Annotated in this window: 12 protein-coding genes; 5 read left to right on the top strand and 7 right to left on the bottom strand. The window is 66.5% G+C overall.

Annotation, left to right across the window (positions count from 1 at the left end):
* Window positions 1–31 precede the first annotated feature (31 nt).
* Window positions 32–877, top strand: a complete 846-nt coding sequence (locus tag MP11Mi_RS15430) for a crotonase/enoyl-CoA hydratase family protein (protein WP_420039759.1) — start codon at window positions 32–34, stop codon at window positions 875–877.
* A 9-nt stretch (window positions 878–886) separates the two neighbouring features.
* On the opposite strand, the gene MP11Mi_RS15425 is transcribed toward MP11Mi_RS15430, so the two are convergent.
* Window positions 887–1,375, bottom strand: coding sequence for a nitroreductase family deazaflavin-dependent oxidoreductase (locus MP11Mi_RS15425; RefSeq protein ID WP_420039758.1), 489 nt, complete (start codon window positions 1,373–1,375; stop codon window positions 887–889).
* A 4-nt stretch (window positions 1,376–1,379) separates the two neighbouring features.
* On the bottom strand, window positions 1,380–3,329 hold the full coding sequence (gene htpG / locus MP11Mi_RS15420; RefSeq protein WP_420039757.1) for a molecular chaperone HtpG: 1,950 nt from the start codon (window positions 3,327–3,329) through the stop codon (window positions 1,380–1,382).
* Window positions 3,330–3,392: 63 nt separating this feature from the next.
* Here htpG and MP11Mi_RS15415 point away from each other — a divergent pair, with 63 nt between their 5' ends.
* Window positions 3,393–4,157 carry a PIG-L family deacetylase gene (locus MP11Mi_RS15415; protein WP_420039756.1) on the top strand — a complete coding sequence of 255 codons (765 nt, stop codon included), beginning with the start codon at window positions 3,393–3,395 and terminating at the stop codon, window positions 4,155–4,157.
* Between the two features lie 24 nt (window positions 4,158–4,181).
* On the opposite strand, the gene recD is transcribed toward MP11Mi_RS15415, so the two are convergent.
* The 4 genes from recD to MP11Mi_RS15395 all read right to left on the bottom strand — a co-directional run bounded on the left by recD (window position 4,182) and on the right by MP11Mi_RS15395 (window position 13,289).
* On the bottom strand, window positions 4,182–6,038 hold the full coding sequence (gene recD / locus MP11Mi_RS15410) for an exodeoxyribonuclease V subunit alpha (protein ID WP_420039755.1): 1,857 nt from the start codon (window positions 6,036–6,038) through the stop codon (window positions 4,182–4,184).
* The gene (locus MP11Mi_RS15405; RefSeq protein WP_420039754.1) at window positions 6,035–9,394 is read right to left on the bottom strand and encodes a UvrD-helicase domain-containing protein; all 3,360 of its coding nucleotides are present in this window, start codon (window positions 9,392–9,394) and stop codon (window positions 6,035–6,037) included. The genes recD and MP11Mi_RS15405 overlap by 4 nt, the downstream gene beginning before the upstream one ends.
* Window positions 9,391–12,768, bottom strand: coding sequence for an exodeoxyribonuclease V subunit gamma (gene recC, locus MP11Mi_RS15400; protein WP_420039753.1), 3,378 nt, complete (start codon window positions 12,766–12,768; stop codon window positions 9,391–9,393). The genes MP11Mi_RS15405 and recC overlap by 4 nt, the downstream gene beginning before the upstream one ends.
* Before the next feature lie 65 nt (window positions 12,769–12,833).
* Window positions 12,834–13,289 (bottom strand): acyl-CoA thioesterase, encoded by a 456-nt coding sequence (locus MP11Mi_RS15395; RefSeq protein ID WP_420039752.1) that lies wholly within the window; start codon window positions 13,287–13,289, stop codon window positions 12,834–12,836.
* 60 nt (window positions 13,290–13,349) lie between these two features.
* Between MP11Mi_RS15395 and MP11Mi_RS15390 the strand changes: the two genes are divergently transcribed.
* From MP11Mi_RS15390 to MP11Mi_RS15380, 3 genes are all read left to right on the top strand, one after another.
* Complete coding sequence (locus MP11Mi_RS15390; RefSeq protein WP_420039751.1) at window positions 13,350–13,967, top strand: GNAT family N-acetyltransferase; 618 nt, start codon at window positions 13,350–13,352, stop codon at window positions 13,965–13,967.
* A 68-nt stretch (window positions 13,968–14,035) separates the two neighbouring features.
* Complete coding sequence (locus MP11Mi_RS15385) at window positions 14,036–15,466, top strand: NAD(P)/FAD-dependent oxidoreductase (RefSeq protein ID WP_420039750.1); 1,431 nt, start codon at window positions 14,036–14,038, stop codon at window positions 15,464–15,466.
* A 166-nt stretch (window positions 15,467–15,632) separates the two neighbouring features.
* On the top strand, window positions 15,633–16,553 hold the full coding sequence (locus MP11Mi_RS15380) for a hypothetical protein (RefSeq protein ID WP_420039749.1): 921 nt from the start codon (window positions 15,633–15,635) through the stop codon (window positions 16,551–16,553).
* Window positions 16,554–16,622: 69 nt separating this feature from the next.
* On the opposite strand, the gene MP11Mi_RS15375 is transcribed toward MP11Mi_RS15380, so the two are convergent.
* Entirely contained in the window at window positions 16,623–18,350 is a 1,728-nt protein-coding gene (locus MP11Mi_RS15375; protein WP_420039748.1) for a BCCT family transporter, read from the bottom strand.
* Window positions 18,351–18,537: the final 187 nt, after the last annotated feature.

Here is an 18,537-nt window from a genome sequence, read left to right as displayed (position 1 = left end):
AGCTAGTAACATGTGACGAATGAGGAGCGACATGAGCACAACCGACTACCGCGACAGCGACCAGTACCAGGCCTTCGACGTAGAGGTAGCCGACCACGTCGCCGAGGTGACGTTGATCGGACCCAACAAAGGCAACGCGATGGGTCCGGACTTCTGGGCGGAACTCGTCCCGCTGTTCAACGGCATCGACGCGGACCCGGAGGTGCGATCGGTCGTCATCTCCGGATCGGGCAAGCACTTCTCATTCGGGCTGGACCTCCCCGCGATGAGCGGCGACTTCGGGCCCGTCCTGGCAGCCGACGCAAAAGCCGGTCCCCGCACCGACTTTCACAACATGATCAAGCGCATGCAGAACGGCATCAACGCCGTCGCCGACTGTCGTAAGCCTGTCGTCGCCGCGATCTCCGGCTGGTGCATCGGCGGCGGCGTCGACTTGATCACCGCTGCCGACATCCGAGTCGCGAGTGCCGACGCCAAGTTCAGTGTCCGCGAGGTCCGCGTAGCGATCGTCGCCGACATGGGCTCGCTGGCCCGCCTGCCGCGAATTATCGGCGACGGTCACCTGCGCGAACTCGCCCTGACCGGTAAGGACATCGACGCCGCGCGTGCAGAGAAGATCGGCTTGGTCAACGACGTCTACGACGACAAGGACGCGGTCCTCGCCGCGGCTCGGCAGATCGCCGCCGATATCGCCGCCAACCCGCCGCTCGTCGTCCACGGCGTCATGGACGTGCTTGACCACTCACGCAGCGCCGCGATCGACGACAGCCTCCGCTACGTCGCGGCATGGAACGCTGCCTTCCTGCCGAGCAATGACCTCACCGAAGCCATCACGTCGGTGTTCGAGAAGCGTCCGCCGCAGTTTAAGGGCGAATAGAGCTCCTGCTCAACGAGCGGCGTCGCCAGTTTGCTCGACCAACGGTTCGGGGGAGAGCCGGAAGACCGGGATGACGCGGGCGGTGCGCTGCTCGTACAGATCGAAATTCGGCCACACCGACCGCAGCGTCTGCCACGCGTCGGCGCGGGCGTCGCCACTGAGCTCGACGGCAGCGAACTCGCGGCCATCGATCGTGACCGAGCCCGCGCCCCGCACGTTGTACACCCAGGCGGGGGCTTTCGGACCGCCGAAGTAAGAGCCGGCGATCAGCCAGCCATCGCCCTCCGGAGCCGCCAGCAGCGTGGTGGTTCGCGGGGCACCGCTCTTGCGCCCGACCACGGTCATCGTCACGCTCGGGAGCCCCGCGATCCACAACAGATCGCGACGCCCACCGCTCGCCTTCTGGATCAGTCCGTCCACTTTCACGATGGTCGGCAATAGCCTCGGCATCCACGAGATGGAACCGATCTTGACGGCGAGCGGTGTCAGCAATCCCACGGTGTCAGCCCAACGACTCGGTGAGTTGATCGGCGATCAGCTTGGCAACCGACGCCGGATCCTGCAGTTCGCCGCCCTCGGCAAGCACCGCCGACGCATAGACGAGCGACGCCGCCGCATCGAGGCCCGCACGATCCTCCGTGGCGGCAGCCTTCTCGCGCAGTCGCGCCACCAAAGCGTGATTCGGGTTGAGCTCCAGAATTCGCTTACTGTGCGGCACCGGCTGCCCTGACGCACGGTAGAGCTTCTCCAATTGCGGCGTCATCGAGAACTCGTCGCCGACGAGGCAGGCAGCCGAATCGGTGAGACGGGACGTGAGGCGCACCGATGACACGTCGTCGGCGAGGGACTCACCCAACCAGTCGAGGAGCGGCTTGAACTCTTCGTTCTGGGCGTCGTCGATCTTGTCCGCGTCGTCGCCGTCCAGATCGACGACGCCCTTCGCGACCGACACCAGTTTCGTGCCGTCGAACTCGCCGACCGCGCCGACCCACACCTCGTCGACCGGATCCGACAGGAGCAGCACCTCGATGCCTTTGGCGCGGAACGCCTCCAGGTGGGGGCTCGACTCGATCTGGGTACGCGACTCGCCGGTCATGTAATAGATGACGTCCTGGCCGTCGGCCATCCGGGTCACGTAATCGGCAAGCCGAGTCTGCTCGGTCTCCGATCGTGTCGACGCGAACATCGACGCCTTGAGGATTGCCTGCGCGTTGTCGGCGTCGTTGACCAGACCTTCCTTGAAGGCGCGGCCGAAATTCTCCCAGAACGTCTTGTAGTCGTCCGGCCGCGTGTCGGCGATCTCCTGGACAGTCGAGATGACCTTTTTGACGAGACGACGACGAATGGCACGGATCTGCCGATCCTGCTGCAGGATCTCCCGGGACACGTTCAACGACAAGTCCGCAGCGTCCACCACACCCTGCACCCAGCGCAGGTATTCGGGCATCAGTTCGTCGGCGTCGTCCATGATGAACACGCGTTTGACGTACAAGTGGATGCCACTGGAGCGTTCGCGCATGAACAGGTCGAACGGTGCCTGCGTCGGAATGAACAGCAACGCCTGGTATTCGAACGTACCTTCGGCATGCAGGGAGATCGTCTCGAGCGGTTCATCCCACGCATGCGAGACGTGCCGGTAGAAGTCGGCGTACTCCTCGTCGCTGACCTCGCTCTTGCTCTTGGACCACAAAGCCTTCTGCGAGTTCAACGTCTCGTCGACGGCCTCGACCGGTTCCGGCGCATCCTCGCCCTCGACGGGTTCGGCAGGCTCAGGCGTCTCACCGAGCATGCGGATCGGCCATGCGATGAAGTCCGAGTACTTCTTCACCAGGCCCCGCAGCACGAAGCGGTCGGTGTAGTCGTTGACCGCGTCCTCCTCGTCAACCGGGCTCAACGCGAGGGTGATACTCGTCCCCTGCGGAGCGCCGTCGACGTCGTCGATCGTGTACGTGCCGTCGCCCGTCGACGACCAGCGGGTGCCGACGCTCTCGCCTGCTTTGCGCGTCACCAGGGTGACCTCGTCGGCGACCATGAATGTCGAGTAGAAGCCGACACCGAACTGGCCGATGAGCTCCTCCGACGCAGCCTTATCGGCTTCGGCGAGCGTACGGCGCAGTTCCGCCGTCCCCGACTTGGCGACCGTGCCGATAAGGTCGATCACCTCGTCGCGCGACATGCCGATGCCGTTGTCGCAGATCGTCAATGTGCGCGCCTGCACGTCCGGGGTCAAACGGATGTAGAGGTCGGAGATATCGGCATCGAGGTCTTTGTTCGTCAACCCCTCGATCCGCAGTTTGTCGAGCGCGTCCGACGCGTTCGAGACCAGCTCCCGCAAGAAGCTGTCTTTGTTCGAATAGATCGAATGGACCATCAGGTCGAGCAGTTGGCGTGCCTCCGCCTGAAACTCGTGTACCTGTGACGACAACGCTGTTCTCCTCTCTCGGCCCGACATGGGACCAGTACCGCCGATCGGCTCAAACGAGTTTACCTTCGACCTGCGCGTACCATGGACGCCGTGCCCGACATAGCCCGCGCAGTGTTCGTCCACGCTCACCCCGACGACGAATCACTGTGGACCGGTGGAGCGATCGCGACACACATCGCGCGCGGCGGCGACGCCGACCTGATCACCGCCACCTGGGCTCCAGGAACCCACCGGCACCTCGAACTGCTCAATGCGGCACGCGAACTCGGTCTGCCACGCCCGCCGATCACCCTCGGATATGCCGACAGCATGGTTCCCGAGTCGGCACCCAATGCGCGGTCGGTGCTCGACGTCCCGTTCGACGAACAGGTCGGGCTCCTCGTCGCGCAGATCAGACGGCTGCGCCCCCATGTACTCGTCACCTACGACGCCTTCGGCATCTACGGGCATCCCGACCACATCCACATCAATAGGCTCGTGTGCGCGGCAGCCGACGCTGCTCCGCTCGTGCACTACCGACCCGAGAACGGCGAACCGTGGCAGGTGAAGTCGTTGTACTTCGCGACGATTCCCGTCACCGTCGTCAACCTCCTACGCCCCTACCTGCCCGACGAACGGCATCTGCCGATCATCGGCACCCCGGACGGCGACATCGACCTCGTCCTCGACGTCCAATCCCAGCTGGGCGCCAAGATACGGGCGATCTACTCGCACGAGACGGAGATGAAACGCAGCGCGTCGATGCGCAACTTCTCGTCCGTACCCGCCGAACCGCAACGGCAGTTCCTCGGATGGGAGGCGTACACGCGCCGCGACCTCGTGCCCGGTGGGGCAGCGTTGGCGCCGGAAGCGTAGCGATCCTTCCATCAGCGGAAACGGTTAACTACCGACCTCATGGAGCTGGGTGCGGAGGCCGCTGGCGCGGGCGACCCGGCGACCGACGGCGGCACGCAGCGCCTCAGGTGTTCCGACGATCCGGACCCGGTCACGAGCACGAGTGATCGCGGTGTAGAGCAACTCCCGCGTCAACAGCTCCGCGTCCGCAGGCGGCAAGACGACGGTGACCTCCGAGAACTGGCTTCCCTGGCTACGGTGAATCGTCATCGCATACACCGGAACCACATCACCCAACTGGCTCGGGTGAAGCTTCTTCACCTCGTCGCCCCGCTCGAACACCGCGGCGAGCGAATCGCCGTCAGCGATCACTACTCCGGAGTCACCGTTGTACACGCCTTGCGCACGGTCGTTCGCGGTCACCAGGAGCGGCTCCCCCGCATACCAGTCACCGTTCGACGATGCCCCGCCGAGTTCCTCGGTCGTCCATCCCAGGATTCGACGGGACCAACCGGCCACCCCGAACCGGCCGTCACGGTGCGCGCACAGCACACGATGCGACCGCAACGCGGCGACCGCGGCGGCCGCGTCCCCAGTCTTCGCGGCCTCCCGCAGATCACGCGCCCAACCGACGACGCTCGAGCGCACCCCGCCGACGTCAGCCGGGTCGACGAGCGTAACCGTCGCGTCACCGACATCGTCTGCCCGGACATATCGTGCGACCAACTCCAACACCCGGTCGGCGTCGCCCGCGTTGACGGCCTCCGCGACATCGCCGATCCGGTTGCCGAACCGGTGGCCACGTCGCAACGTGATCACGCCGTGCGCGAGTCCCGCGCACTCGGAGTCGGTGAAGTCCGCGTCATCGATCGACGCGGCCTCCCGGAACACTGCCGGCAGTTCGGTGGCGTCGGTCATCTCGACACCTCGGTCGACGAGATCGGCCAGGACCGCACCCGCCTCGACCGACACGAGCTGGTGTGGGTCCCCCACCAAGATCAGTCGCGTATCGCTGCGCAATGACTCGAGCAGTCGGCACATCATGGTCACCGGCAGCATCGACGTCTCGTCCACGACGACAACGTCGAACGGAAGCCGATTACCCGACCCGCGCACGAACGTGCCGTCGGGACGCGAACCGAGAAGCCGGTGGACCGTGACCGCCTTCGGATCGCTGTGCAGCTTGCGGTGTGTCTGGCTGTACTCGCCGATCACCGTCTGCAACTGAGCGGCGGCCCGCCCGGTCGGCGCGCAGAGTCCGATCCGCACGTCCGCACCGAGCAGCGCCTCCATCATCGCTAGTATCCGGGCGACGGTGTATGTCTTGCCGGTGCCCGGTCCGCCCGCGAGCACCGTCGTCCAGCTCGTCGCGGCGAGCGCTGCTGCCGCCCGCTGCCGGTCGTAGCGGGAGTCTTCGGCTGCCCCGAACGAGGCTTCGATCGCACCGCCGACCGCTGCCGCATCCACTTCCGGTCGACTGGCCGCCCGCGCGTCCAGAATCCGTCGGACGCTCTGCTCCTGCCGAAAGTACTTGCGTAGATAGAGGAGTGGCCCGTCCGCCGACTCCGCGAGCGCGAGGGGCTGCAACGGCCCGGACGGGGTGCCCGTCACCAACTCTGATGTGGCGAGCGCGCGAACCATCCGGTCCACCGGCGGCCACGGCAGTGCACGCGCCACGTCGTCGCCGCGGTCGGCGATGGTCTCGGCGATCTGATCGAGCTGGACACACGTCGACCCGGTCCGCACCGCTCGGACTGCCAACGCCGTCGCGAGCAGCACGTCGTCGGGTACGGTCGCACCGGACAGCGCGGCCACCCGGCGTGCCACATGGATGTCGGACGCGGCCAGCACGCCCGCCTCGTTGAACGGTGCGAGGACCCCATCCTCGGAGGCGACAATCATGCCTGTTCCCCCTTCTCTCCGGCCAAGAGCCCACTCATGGCGACGACGAGACCCGGCGACATCGTCCACTCGAACACACCGCATCCGGGTGGCGTCGACGGCCCGGCCATCCCTCGCACGAAGTGGTATTGGACCGGTCCCAGATGCTCGGCCGGACGATACCCGGGTAATCGGCTCGTCAGATAGCGGTGCAGTGCCACCGAGTACAGAAGCGCTTGCAGCGGGTAGTGGGCGCTCATCATCTCCTGCGCGGTCGCGTCGCGACCGAAGTCTTCGACGGCGAGCTCGCCCGGTCGCAGACGATTCGTCTTATAGTCGACCACCACGAACTGCCCGGCAGGCGTCCGCAAGACCGAGTCGATGCTGCCGGTGAGGAAACCGCGGAAGCGGTCACCGGAGACCGTACGAACGAGGTCCGCGTACGGCGCCAGCGGATCGTCGGCGGGCAGATGCCGCGCCAGCAGGTCGCCGACCTCGTCGAGACCGAAACCGCCGTCGACCGACGACAGCGGCAGTTCGAAGTCCATCTCGGCGAGACGGTCTCGAGGACCGATGCTCCACAGGTCCCCGAAGCCGAGCGGAGTGGTGAGCACGCCCACGAGTGCCGCAGCCAGTACATCGACGTCGATCTCGACACCACGTCGGGCGGCGCCGGCGACCGTCAGTTCGCGCACGTGCGTGTCGATGTCTGACGCAGAGGTATCGACGTGTTCGAGGACCTCGTGCACGAGTGTGCCGAACCCGGCACCGAATGGGAGCCCGTTCATCGGGGATGGGGTGCCGAGGACGGGTTCTGTCCCGCCTACCGTCGGATCCGGTTCGTCTGCAGGTTCGTCGGATCGCTCGTCGACGTCCGGTTCGCTGCCGGTGTCGATCACGCCGGGTCCGGCCGCCGGATGAGCCGCCGCGTGCGCCGCTGCCACGATGGCCGAATACGAAGTGCGACGCCACGCTTCGTCGATCCGTCGGGTGAACCGGGCGGCCGAGAGTTCGGGCGCAGGTCCGGCGGCGGCGCGCGGTGCCCGCACTCCCCCGTGCTTGCCTGCCGGTTCGACGACGATCGACTGGTCCGCCGCTGCGACCTGCCGAAGAACTCCGACGCAGTCGATGTCTTCGGCCGGAATCGGCACGGTGTCCGGGATCGGCGAGTTCCCGCCGTCACGCGCGGCGACCTGACGTTCTCCGACGGTGAACAGCAGACGGTGCAACGCGCCGCGCGGCGTCGTCGTGCTCGGCGCCCACCAGAACACGACTTGTGATCGAGCCCGAGTCGCCGCGACGTAGAGCAGACGCAGGTCTTCGCCCGCGCTCTCCGACCGTGCTCGGCCGTCGCGCCGCGCGTACCCGCGCGCCTGTTTGCCCGCCACGTCGAGATACCGCTCGTCGTCGTCTTCGTGGTAGACGAACGTCGCAGGGTTGACGCGGGTCGCGCCATCCCAGCCGAACGGCACGTAGACGATCGGGAACTCCAGCCCCTTGCTCGCGTGGACCGTCATGATCTGAACCGCCGCGGTGTCACGGTCCAGACGTCGAGTGGCGTCGCCGCGCCCTGACCACTGGGAGCGTCCCGCGATCTGCTCGCCGAGCCAGTCGACGATCGACGACAGTCCGCAGCCGGTGTCGGCGACACGCCGGTTGCACACGTCGGCGACCTGCTGGACGTCGGTGAGCAGCCGCTCGCCACCCGCGGCTCCGAGGATCCGCTGCGCGGTGCCGAACTCGTCGAACAGTCGGGCGGCCATCGCCGCGAACCCGCCGTCGACGAACACACGGCCGAGTTCACCGAACTGGCCGGCCAAAGTCCCAATCCCGGTGTCACCCTGTACTTCCAGACTCTCGGCGGTATGACCGATAAGCGGAGTCAACGCGGCGAGCCGCACACGCGGTTGCCGCGACGGGTGGTCGATCGCGGTCAGCACATGCCACCAGTGACGGGCCGCATCGGTCGCGAACACCGAAGTTCCCGACGTTACAACCGACGCGACGTCCCGCTCGGACAGTTCCCGTTGCAGCGGCTCGATCGTCCGGTTGGCGCGCAACAGCACTGCGATGTCGCCGGGCTCCACTCGCCGCGTCGACCCGTCGACGTCGATCGTCGTACCGGATGCGAGGAGCGCGGCGATGTCTGCTGCGACGTCGGCGATCACCTCCTCGCGAACCTGCGCGACGCGCGGGACTGTCCCGTCTTTCGTGAAGTCGGTGAATTGGTTCTTTGTGAACGCCCGAATGCGGACGGCGGGCGCACCGTGGATCCGGCTGCCCGCGTGATGCGCCTGCACCGGGTGGTAGGCGATCTCGCGGTGCCCGAACGTCGCGCCGCCAAACAGTTCGCCGAGGCCTGCGACGATCGACTCGTCGGACCGGCGGTTCACGGTCAGGAGACGACGGTCATCGGCCGCCTCAACAGCATTCAGATAACTGAGCACTTCCGCGCCGCGGAATGCGTAGATCGACTGTTTGGGGTCGCCGACCAGGACCAACGGCCGATGCCCGTGAAAGCAGCTGCGGACGATCTCCCACTGCTGGGGGTCGGTGTCCTGGAACTCGTCGATAAGAACGACCTGGAAGTGGTCACGAATGCGCGCGCATGCGAGATCGCCGATATCTGGATCTGTGACGATCTCGAACAGAGTGTTCTGCAGATCGTCGTAGGTGCGGAGTCTAGCGAGCCTCTTGCGTCGCCGGGTCTGCCGCCGCACGTGTTCGGCCATCCGCACACGCAGGTCCGAATCGTCGGTCCGCTCATCGTCGCGAGTCGGCGCGAGGATCGCGTTCGCGTTCCGAACCGCGGACCGCGCGATCTCCACTGACTCCTCGAACCCGGGAGCCTCGTCGGGGTGTCCGGCGAATCGGGCCAGATAGGCGTCGCGGGCAACGTCGTCGACGATATCGTCGACGTCCTCGACGATCGGATACTGCTGTTCGCGTCCGCCGAGGAAGCCGAGCGCGGCCAACATGCGGTTGCAGAAAGTGTGCGTCGTCGCCACAGTCGCCGCGTCGAAGTCCGACAGTGCCGCGACGAGACGCCGCCGCCGGACTGCCACCTCCTCGTCGGGAGCGTCGAACAGCCAGGAGATGAGGCCGTCCTCGCCCGCCCGGTGGTCGTCGGGCTCATGGACGTCGCCGAAGGCGGCCAGACATTCGGTGAGCCGGGTCCGCATCCGATCGCGGAGTTCGGCGGACGCCGCGTTCGAGAACGTCGCCATCAGGAGTGTGGAGACCGGCACGCCTTCGGCGACGTAACGCACGGCGACGGACACGATCGCGTACGTCTTGCCGGTGCCTGCACTGGCCTCCAAGACGGTGGTGCCGCGGGGCAGCGGCGCCCCTAGGTCGAACGCGGTCGGCGCGGTCATCGGTCCTCCTCGTTGCGGCGCAGCGGGCCGAACACGGCGGACGCCAGACGCACGTACATCGGGGTCGACTGCGTTCCCGGCAGCCATTGATCGACGCTGCTCAACGCCGTTGGATCCGGTAGGGACACGCACAATTCGTCGAAGCTCACGTTCGCGCCGGGGTCGCCGTGGAACACCAGACCGGCGTACCGATTCGGGTCACTGTACGACGAGCGGTACGCCCACGACGCGCGGTTCATGGCGCGCCGCTCGTTGCCGGATCTGTCGAACTCGGCCGCCGCAGCCTCGGCGGCTTCCAGCGTCAGCCCGATTGGCACGGTCAGACCGGCGTCACGGATCGCGACCAGCACCGCGAGGATCTCAGATGCGTCGTGAGGCGCGACCAGTCTGCTCACGCGGGCGGACGGCCGGAAGCCGCCCGCGCTGCCGACGACCACGGCTTCGGCGCCGTCGACCGACCCCGATGCCGTCATCGCCAACACTCGGATCCACGCGGCGAGGCGATGTTTGGCGCCGAGCCGCGAGTAACTGACCGGGACCAGGCGTCCGTCGAACACGTCGCCGACCGTCCCGTAGAGGCGTCGGCCGCCCGGCAATTCGACGCGGATGTCGACGGCGTCGGCCGAATCCGACCGGTAGCCGTGCGCCGCGGTCGCCACCGACTGCGCCTTGTCTCGGATGGGACCGAACACCTTGGTGCCGAACGCGAATGGCGGCAGACTGCCGCGGCGGAGTTCGGCGCCTTGTGCCGCGACCGGGTCGCGCCCGTCCAGTAACGCCTGCAGGTATCGGTTACCGACCCCCCACTTCTCGAGCCCGTCGAGCGAGACCGCGAGCTGGTCTGGATACTCGTCGACCTCCTCCGGGATGCCGAGTCCGAGTCGTTGGCGGGCAAAGCCCTCCACCGGTGCGGACAGGAAGGCGATGAGTTCGTCGAGGTCGACGTCGCCGAGGGCAGGCGCCGTCGGCCGCGCATCGGAGATCCGCGGCAGCATGGGAGCTGGCAGCTCCGATCTGGTCAGGTCGCGCAGCGCTCGGGCGCCCGAGAGGAGAGTCGGGTCGAAGCTGAACGGACCATGGCCGTCGACGTCCACGAAGTTCCGCTCGTCGAACGCGTGCAGTGTATGTCGGTGGAGCACCGGCGACTCCGCGTCGGACTCGCCAGAGTCGCGGCCGATGACGACGTCGACGGCGTCGATGAGTTCGCTGACGACCACGGCGGGCGGCAGCCGGGTTCCGGTCAACGGGTCGGCGCCCGTGTAGAAGACCAGCAGATGGTCTCCGGCGGCACCCACCGCGTCCAGGAAAATCTGGCGGTCCTCGTCGCGTCGGTCTCGTTCGCCGACGAGCGGGCGCACGGCGAGCACATCGTCGCCGTCGAGGGCGCGCGGACGGGGATAGACGCCGGAGTCCATGCCGAGCAGGACAATCACCCGGTGCGGCACCGATCGCATCGGCACCATCGAGCACACTGTGAGTTCGCCGGTGCAGAAGTTCGACCGCGTCGGGCGGGCAGCCACCAGTCCCGCGATAAGGTCGCGCACATCGCCGAGTTCGAGTTCGGTGTCATCGTCGTCATCGACGGTGAGCGCATCGCCGATCATCCCGACGGCCTGCGCGCGCTGCCATTCGCCGTCGTCGGTCACGTCGGTCAACGCGTCGACGGCACCGACCAGGAGGTCTGCCCACGCCCCTATGGTGCTGCGTTGTTCCACAGCCCCGACGATCGCCGCGAGGCGGTCGCATAGTTCAGCGAACCGCCCCACGAGGTCGGTGTCGGTGGAGTCGATGCCCGCCAGTGGCAGCGCGGTGGACAGCCACTCGTTCTCAGATTCTTCAGCGACGACGCCCAACAGCATCCGGTCCAGGCCCGTCGCGACGGTGCCCTGCGGGAATCCGCCGAGACCGAACCGTTCACGTTGTGTGGAATCGAGGCCCCAGCGGACGCCTGCTCTGCGGATCCAGCCGGAGAGGGAGTCGAGGTCGGCGTCGGAGAATCCGAATCGTGCCCGCACGGGCGGCGAGGACGCGAGATCAATGAGTTCGCCCGCCCGAACTCGCCCCGCGGCGAGGTCGAGGATCCGTGCGACGACATCGAGGACGGCATTCGATTCACGGAGGCCGCGGTCGGCGAGTCGGACGCGCAGCGCGTACGCCGGATGGTGCATGCCGGTCTGACCGAACGCGCCTCGGATGAGCGGCGCATACGCCTCAACGTCTGGGCACATGACGAGCACATCGCGCGGTTCGAGCGTCGGATCGTCGGCGAACAGGTGCAACAGGCTGTCCCGCAGCACTTCGACTTGACGCTCGGGGCCGTGGCAGGCGTGCACCTGGACTGATTCGTCCGGCCCCGCCGCAGCCGGGGCTAGTCGGTCGTCGCGGAGCCCGCCCTGCAGCGCACCCAGCACAGTGTCCGGGCGTGGACTCCCGCAGTGATGCACGTCATCGTCGATCGACGGCGCCAGCGTCTCCTGCATCTCCTGGACGTCTCGGGAGAGCGCGGCGAGCAGCGGGTGACCGGCGACGGCGCCCTCGCGCGACTCGCGCGCGACCGTCGACACGTGTCGACTCCGCTCCGGCCGTTCCTGACCCGTCTGGCGTAGCGCGATCGTCTGCCATAGCGCGTCCGACGGGTGCGGGAGGTACAGCGACACGTCCCGGTGGACAGCGAGGGCGTCCAACACCGCCTGCAAGGTCTGCGGGATGCGGGTCGGCCCGAAAAGCGACAGTCGTTCGGGGAAGTCGACGACGTCCGGGGCTTCACGCAGGCGCGCAGTGAGTCCGGCCAGGTCTTCCGCGGGATGCGGTCGCCCCACTTCTTCGCGAACCAGGCGCCAGAACCACGGCTGCCACTGCAGGTGCGGAGCGAGTTCGGTGCCCGCACCATCGGTGTCTCGGCCTGCGGCCCAGTCGGCGATCATCGACGGACGCTGCCAGCCGTACGCGCCGAACAGACCGGCGACGGTCGCGGCAGTCGAGAATCGCCTGCCGCGTCGTAGGTCCGAGCGCTCGACGTCGCCGGTGACTCCGAGGTGCGCGGCGAGCACGGCCAGACGCCCGTCGCCGATGTTCGCGTCGAGCACTCGCAGGACGGGCCACCGCAGCCGATCGGCGTACCACGCCTGCGCTTCATCGGGATCGTCGGCGAGGACGGCGGTCGTCTGCCGTAGTAGCGACGATGGCGAATCGAACGCGATATTGGCCGCGATCCCCGACCGCAGCGACAACTGTTGGCCCAGCCACCGCTCCACGCCGCGCTCGGGAACGGCGATCACCTCGGTCGCCATCGGATCGGCCAGCGGGGCGGTGAGGACGTCGGCCAGCACCGCCACCAGAGTGTCGGCCCGTTCGGCACGGTGCACCGTCAACATCGTGTCCACTCCCCGTCTGTCGTTGTCTCAGGCCGTGATATCTCAGGTCGTCGTGTCTCAGGTCGTCATCGGCGGCGACGGAACGGTACCGGCTCCCCGAGGTGCTCGCGGAGTCCGCGGACTGCGGCGTCGGCCAACGGCACCGTCGTGCCCGCCTTCGGGTCGAGGACGGCGAGCGTCGTCTCGGCCAAAACCGCGACCTCACCGGTCGGCGCCAGCACCCGGCAACCGAAATCGAACGACGACGTCCCGATGCGCGTGATCCAGACCTGCACCTGGGCCGGCTTGGAGTCGTAATGCAGGATGTTCACGAACTCGATCTCCTGGCGTGCCAGGACCGCCCAAAATGTGTCTCGCCCGCGACCGAACCAGGCGTTCATCGCGCGGACACGGGCCTCTTCGACCACTCGCGCGATCTGCACGTTGTTGATGTGACCGAGCGAATCCTGATCGCCCCAGCGCAACGCGACCTCCACGGCGAACGGGGTCTGCGGTGCTTTCATGTTCTCTTCATCCGACACGGGTCGACCATATCGTCGGGGTCCGACACCTCCCCCACGCGCATCGCTAGACTGCCGGGCGTGGCCATCGACTCCGAACGTCTGCGACTGCGGCCCGTATCGCCCGACGACGTCGACCGCCTGTACGTTCTCGACGCGGATCCCGACGTGATGCGGTTCGTCAGTGGCGGCGCACCCACTCGACGCGACACTGTCGCCGAGTGGGTGGTGCCGCGCTCGCAGGCACAGTTCGCGTCACACGGCACCGGCATGTGGACGGCATCGCTGAGGCGTCACGACGAGTTCGTCGGCTGGGTCCATCTGCGGCTGCCCCGGCACAGCGCCGAACACGAACTCGAACTCAGCTACCGCATCGCTCGCGAGCATTGGGGTGTCGGCCTCGCGACCGAGGCCGCCGCCGCGTTGATCGCCGTCACGTTCTTATCGACCGACACTCGACGCATCTTCGCCAGCGCACACCCCGGCCACACCGCGTCGCATCGGGTGATGCGCAAGCTGGGCATGCGCCTGTCTCCGCTGTCGCTGTCCGCCGAACGCCTATCCGGGGAGCAGACTGAGGACGACGTGGAGTACGAACTGCTACGCGATCAGTGGGCCACCACTCGTGGCCGACACACCGCCGACCGTGCCATCGGCCGGCACCGGCGAGCAAACGGGACCATCGAGATGACCGGGTGACCGGCAGGTACTACCGTTGAGCGGTAAGCGCAGAACGCAATGATTCTCGACAACTCTGGAGACAACCGATGAGCAACAACATTGCCACCGATCCGATGCGGCGACGACGGGTCGTCATCATCGGTTCGGGCTTCGGCGGGCTGTTCGCGGCGCAGCGCCTCAAGAAGGCCGACGTCGACGTCACCCTGATCGCCAAGACCACCCACCACCTGTTCCAGCCGATGCTGTACCAGGTCGCGACCGGAATCGTGGCGGAGGGCGAGATCGCTCCCGCGACTCGCCTCATCCTGCGCGATCAGCGCAACGCGAACGTCGTCTTGGGTGAGGTTTTCGGGATCGATCTCGAGTCGCAGACGGTCAAGTCGCAGCTCCTCGAGCGCACGACCGTCACTCCGTACGACGATCTGATCATCGCTGCGGGCGCCGACCAGTCGTATTTCGGCAACGACCATTTCGCCGAGTACGCGCCCGGAATGAAGACGATCGACAACGCCCTCGAACTGCGTGGCCGCATCCTCGGCGCGTTCGAGCAGGCCGAACTCTCCGACGACCCCGCCGAACAGGAGATGTTGTTGACGTTCGTCGTCGTCGGCGCGGGGCCGACCGGTGTCGAGATGGCAGGCCAGATCGCCGAGATGAGCGATAAGACACTCAAGGGCGCGTTCCGCAACATCGATCCGACCAAGGCGAAGGTGATCCTGCTCGACGCTGCGCCTGCCGTCCTGCCGCCGTTCGGTGAGAAGCTCGGCAACAAGGCGAAGGCGCGGCTGGAGAAGCTGGGCGTCGACGTCCGTCTCGGCGCGATGGTCACCGACATCGACAACGACAGCCTCACCGTGAAGTACCCGGATGGCGAGATCGGCCGCATCGAGAGCCAGTGCAAGGTGTGGTCGGCCGGCGTTCAGGCGTCGTCGCTCGGCAAGATCCTCGCCGAGCAGTCGGCCACCGAACTGGACCGCGCGGGGCGAGTGAAGGTCGGCGCGGATCTGACAATCCCCGGCCACGACAACGTGTTCGTCGTCGGCGACATGATGGCCGTCGACGGCGTCCCCGGCGTCGCACAGGGTGCCATCCAAGGCGGACGTTACGCGGCCGACGCGATCCGCGCCTCGCTCAAGGGGCACACCCCCGATCAGCGCAAACCGTTCAGCTATTTCGACAAGGGCTCGATGGCGACCATCTCCCGTTTCAGCGCGGTGATGCAGGTGCCGATCCCCGGCACCAAACGCAAGTTCGAGACCGAAGGCTACTTCGCGTGGCTCGGCTGGCTGGCGCTCCACCTCGTGTACATGGTCGGTTTCCGCAACCGGCTGAACACGTTTGTCAACTGGTTCTTCGCGTTCAGTACCCGAGGCCGCACCCAGTTGGCGGTCACCGAGCAGCAGGTGTACGCGCGCCACGCCCTCACTGAGCTCTCCTACCTGGAGCGTCTGCGTCTGGCCGACGACGAGCGCGCCCGGGCCAAGAAGGAACTCGAGGAGCGCAACAGCTCGGCCTAGCTCATCGGCCCGGCTAGCCCATACTCGCGGCTAGCTCGCACTCCCGCGTCAGGCTTCGGTTCCCGCTTATTGTCCGGACAATAAGCGGGAACTGAAGCCGCTCGCGTCAGATGGTCCTGTGGAATTCCGGGAGACATATCGGGCGCGGCGGGGTTCACTGTCGCGCATGTGGCCCGAAGACGAGAACGGCATCATCCGTCGACGAAGCGCGCTTCGCGTCGGATTCACTGACACAGATCTGAAGCTCGCCCTTCGACGCGGGGAACTCACCCTGGTCGACCGCGGCGTGTGCGTGCGCACCGCGCGCCTGCCCCAGCACGACAGACGCGACGCACTGTACCGGCTGAAGGTCGTAGCCGCGGCACGCGAGAGCGACATTCCGCTGAGCCACGAGTCCGCTGCCGCGGTGCATGGCCTGGATCTTCTGCATCCGGATCGGCGGACTGTACATTTCGCGACTTCGCGGTCCGGTGGCGGTCGCCGGATGGCGACTCGACACATTCACAGTGGGCTGCCCGATGACGCCGTCGTCGAGGTCGACGGCATCGCGGTCTCGGCCGTCGCGCGGACGGCGGTCGACGTCGCGGCAGCCGGCACTTTCGAGCAGGCACTCGCGGTGCTCGACAGCGCACGCCGTGCGGGCGTCAGCGCCGGGGAGATCGCGGACGAACTGAATCGGCATCGTATTCGCGGCCGCGCCGTGGTCGCGGCAGCGCTACGCCACTGCGATCCGCGGTCGGCCAATGCGGGCGAATCGTGGGGGCGGGCACAGATCATCACAGCGGGTCTGCCGATCCCCGAGCTTCAATGGAGATTCGAACTGCGCGACGGCAGCGTCGCCTTCACCGACTACTTGTGGGGCCGATGCCTCGTCGGCGAGTTCGACGGTCTGCGCAAGTACGGCCGCGATCTCCGTCCCGGTCAGAGTGTCGAACAGGCCGTCGTCGCCGAGAAGCTTCGTGAGGACGCGTTGCGCGACCACGTCGCCGATGTGGCGCGCTGGACCGTCTCCGAGCTGCGCGACGGAACCATGATTCCGATGCTCCGCAGACGCATGGCCCGAGCCGGGCTTACCGTGACCGGCTAACGCACAAAGCGTCGGTTCCCGCTTATAGTCCGGACTATAAGCGGGAACCGACGCCTCCAGCGTGACGAGCTATGTCGTGGGCTCTGGCGACTCCTCGTCGACGTCGTCCTCCGTGCCCACGTGGACGATCGGGTGCGCTCCAGTCTCGCTGTAGCGGGTCACGAGATCGAAGTCATCACCGTAGCTGTCTTCGCCGATGGCGACTGCGCGTTCGACGAGCAGCGAACTGCGGGTCTCGATCAACATCACCTTGTCCGAGCGCAGGTCCTTGTACAGGGCGACGCACAACAACAGCATCACGATCACGAACGGAACGGACGCGATGATCGTTATCGACTGCAGCCCGTCCAACGCGGTCTCACCGCCGACCGCCAACATGATCGCAGCGACCGCGCCGGTCAAGACGCCCCAGAAGATCACGGTCTGCTTGCGCGGCTCATGCGCGCCACGCTCCGACAGAGATCCCATGACGATCGACGCCGAGTCTGCGCCCGATACGAAGAAGATAGCGACCAGAAGCATCACCAGGACCGCGGTGACACCGGACCACGGCATGGTGTCCAACAGGTCGAACAGGGCACCGGTCGAGTTGACCGACACCACTTCCTTCCCATTCTCGATCGTCTTGGTCACCATGTCGCCGACCTGATCCTGTCGACGAATCGCCGCACCACCGAAGACGCAGAACCACACGAGGCTGACCATCGTCGGAACCAGCAGCACACCGGTCACGAACTGCCGGATGGTGCGTCCGCGGCTGATGCGCGCGATGAACATGCCGACGAAGGGCGTCCACGAGATCCACCAGGCCCAATAGAAGATAGTCCAGGTCGACAGCCAGTCGGCGAGCGCCGCGTCGCCGTCGGCTCCGGTCCGGGAACTCATCGCCACGTAGTCCTGGATGTAGTCGCCGAGCGCACTCGGGATCAGATTCAGGATCAGCAGGGTCGGCCCGACGACGAATACGAACACCGCGAGGACCAGCGCCAACACCATGTTGATGTTCGACAGCCATTGGATGCCGCGCGCGATACCCGAGACGGCAGACAGGATGAAGCAACACGTCAACACCGCGATGATCACCACGAGGATCGGAGTACCGACGTCTCCGACCCAGCCGGCGAACTTCATGCCGTCGCCGATCTGCAACGCACCGAGACCCAGCGATGCCGCCGATCCGAACAGGGTCGCGAAGATCGCGAGGATGTCGATGATCTTGCCTGCCGGGCCGTTCGCTCGGTCACCGAACAGGGAGGTGAACGCCGCCGACAACAACTGCGAGCGGCCCTTGCGGTACATGCCGTAACCGATGGCCAGACCGACCACCGCGTAGATCGCCCACGGCTGCAGCCCCCAGTGGAACATCGTGGTTCCCATGGCGGTCTTGAACGCCTCTACCGTCTCCGGCGACACCGTCCCCGGCGGCGGCGACACATAATAGGTCAGGGGCTCGGCGACGCCGAAGAACATCAGGCCGATGCCCATGCCGGCACTGAACATCATCGCGATCCACGAGCTGGTCCGGAACTCCGGCCCCTCATCGTCCCTGCCCAGCCGGATGCGACCGTATTTGCTGACCGCCAGCCAGATCACGAACACGACGAAACCCGTCGTCGCGAGGACGAACAACCAGCCGAGGTACTTGATGACCCCGCCCTGGGCGTCTGCGGAGATCGTCTTCAAGCCTTCTTTGTCGACGAACCCCCAGACGACGAACGCGATCGACAACAGCGCGGTGATCGAGAAGACGACCCAATCGCGCGTCGGTGTATCTCTGGATTTACTCGGCGTTGACACAGGTCTCCTTCGCCACACACTCCGCTTGTCTTTCAGAACCCATTCGTCTCAAGCAAGCCACGTCGTCTCTAGTACTTCAGACAACGACCCCCGCGCCGTGAACTTCGGGTAGTCGTCGTCACAGCTGTTCGACCGTAACAGGTTCCGATCACGCGCAATCGACCCGCAACGAAAAGGCGCCCCACAG

The sequence above is a fragment of the Gordonia abscondita genome (genome assembly GCF_032711245.1).
Taxonomy (GTDB): Bacteria; Actinomycetota; Actinomycetes; order Mycobacteriales; family Mycobacteriaceae; genus Gordonia.
Note: the sequence above shows the minus strand (reverse complement) of the source record. Positions and strands in the feature narration are given on the sequence as shown.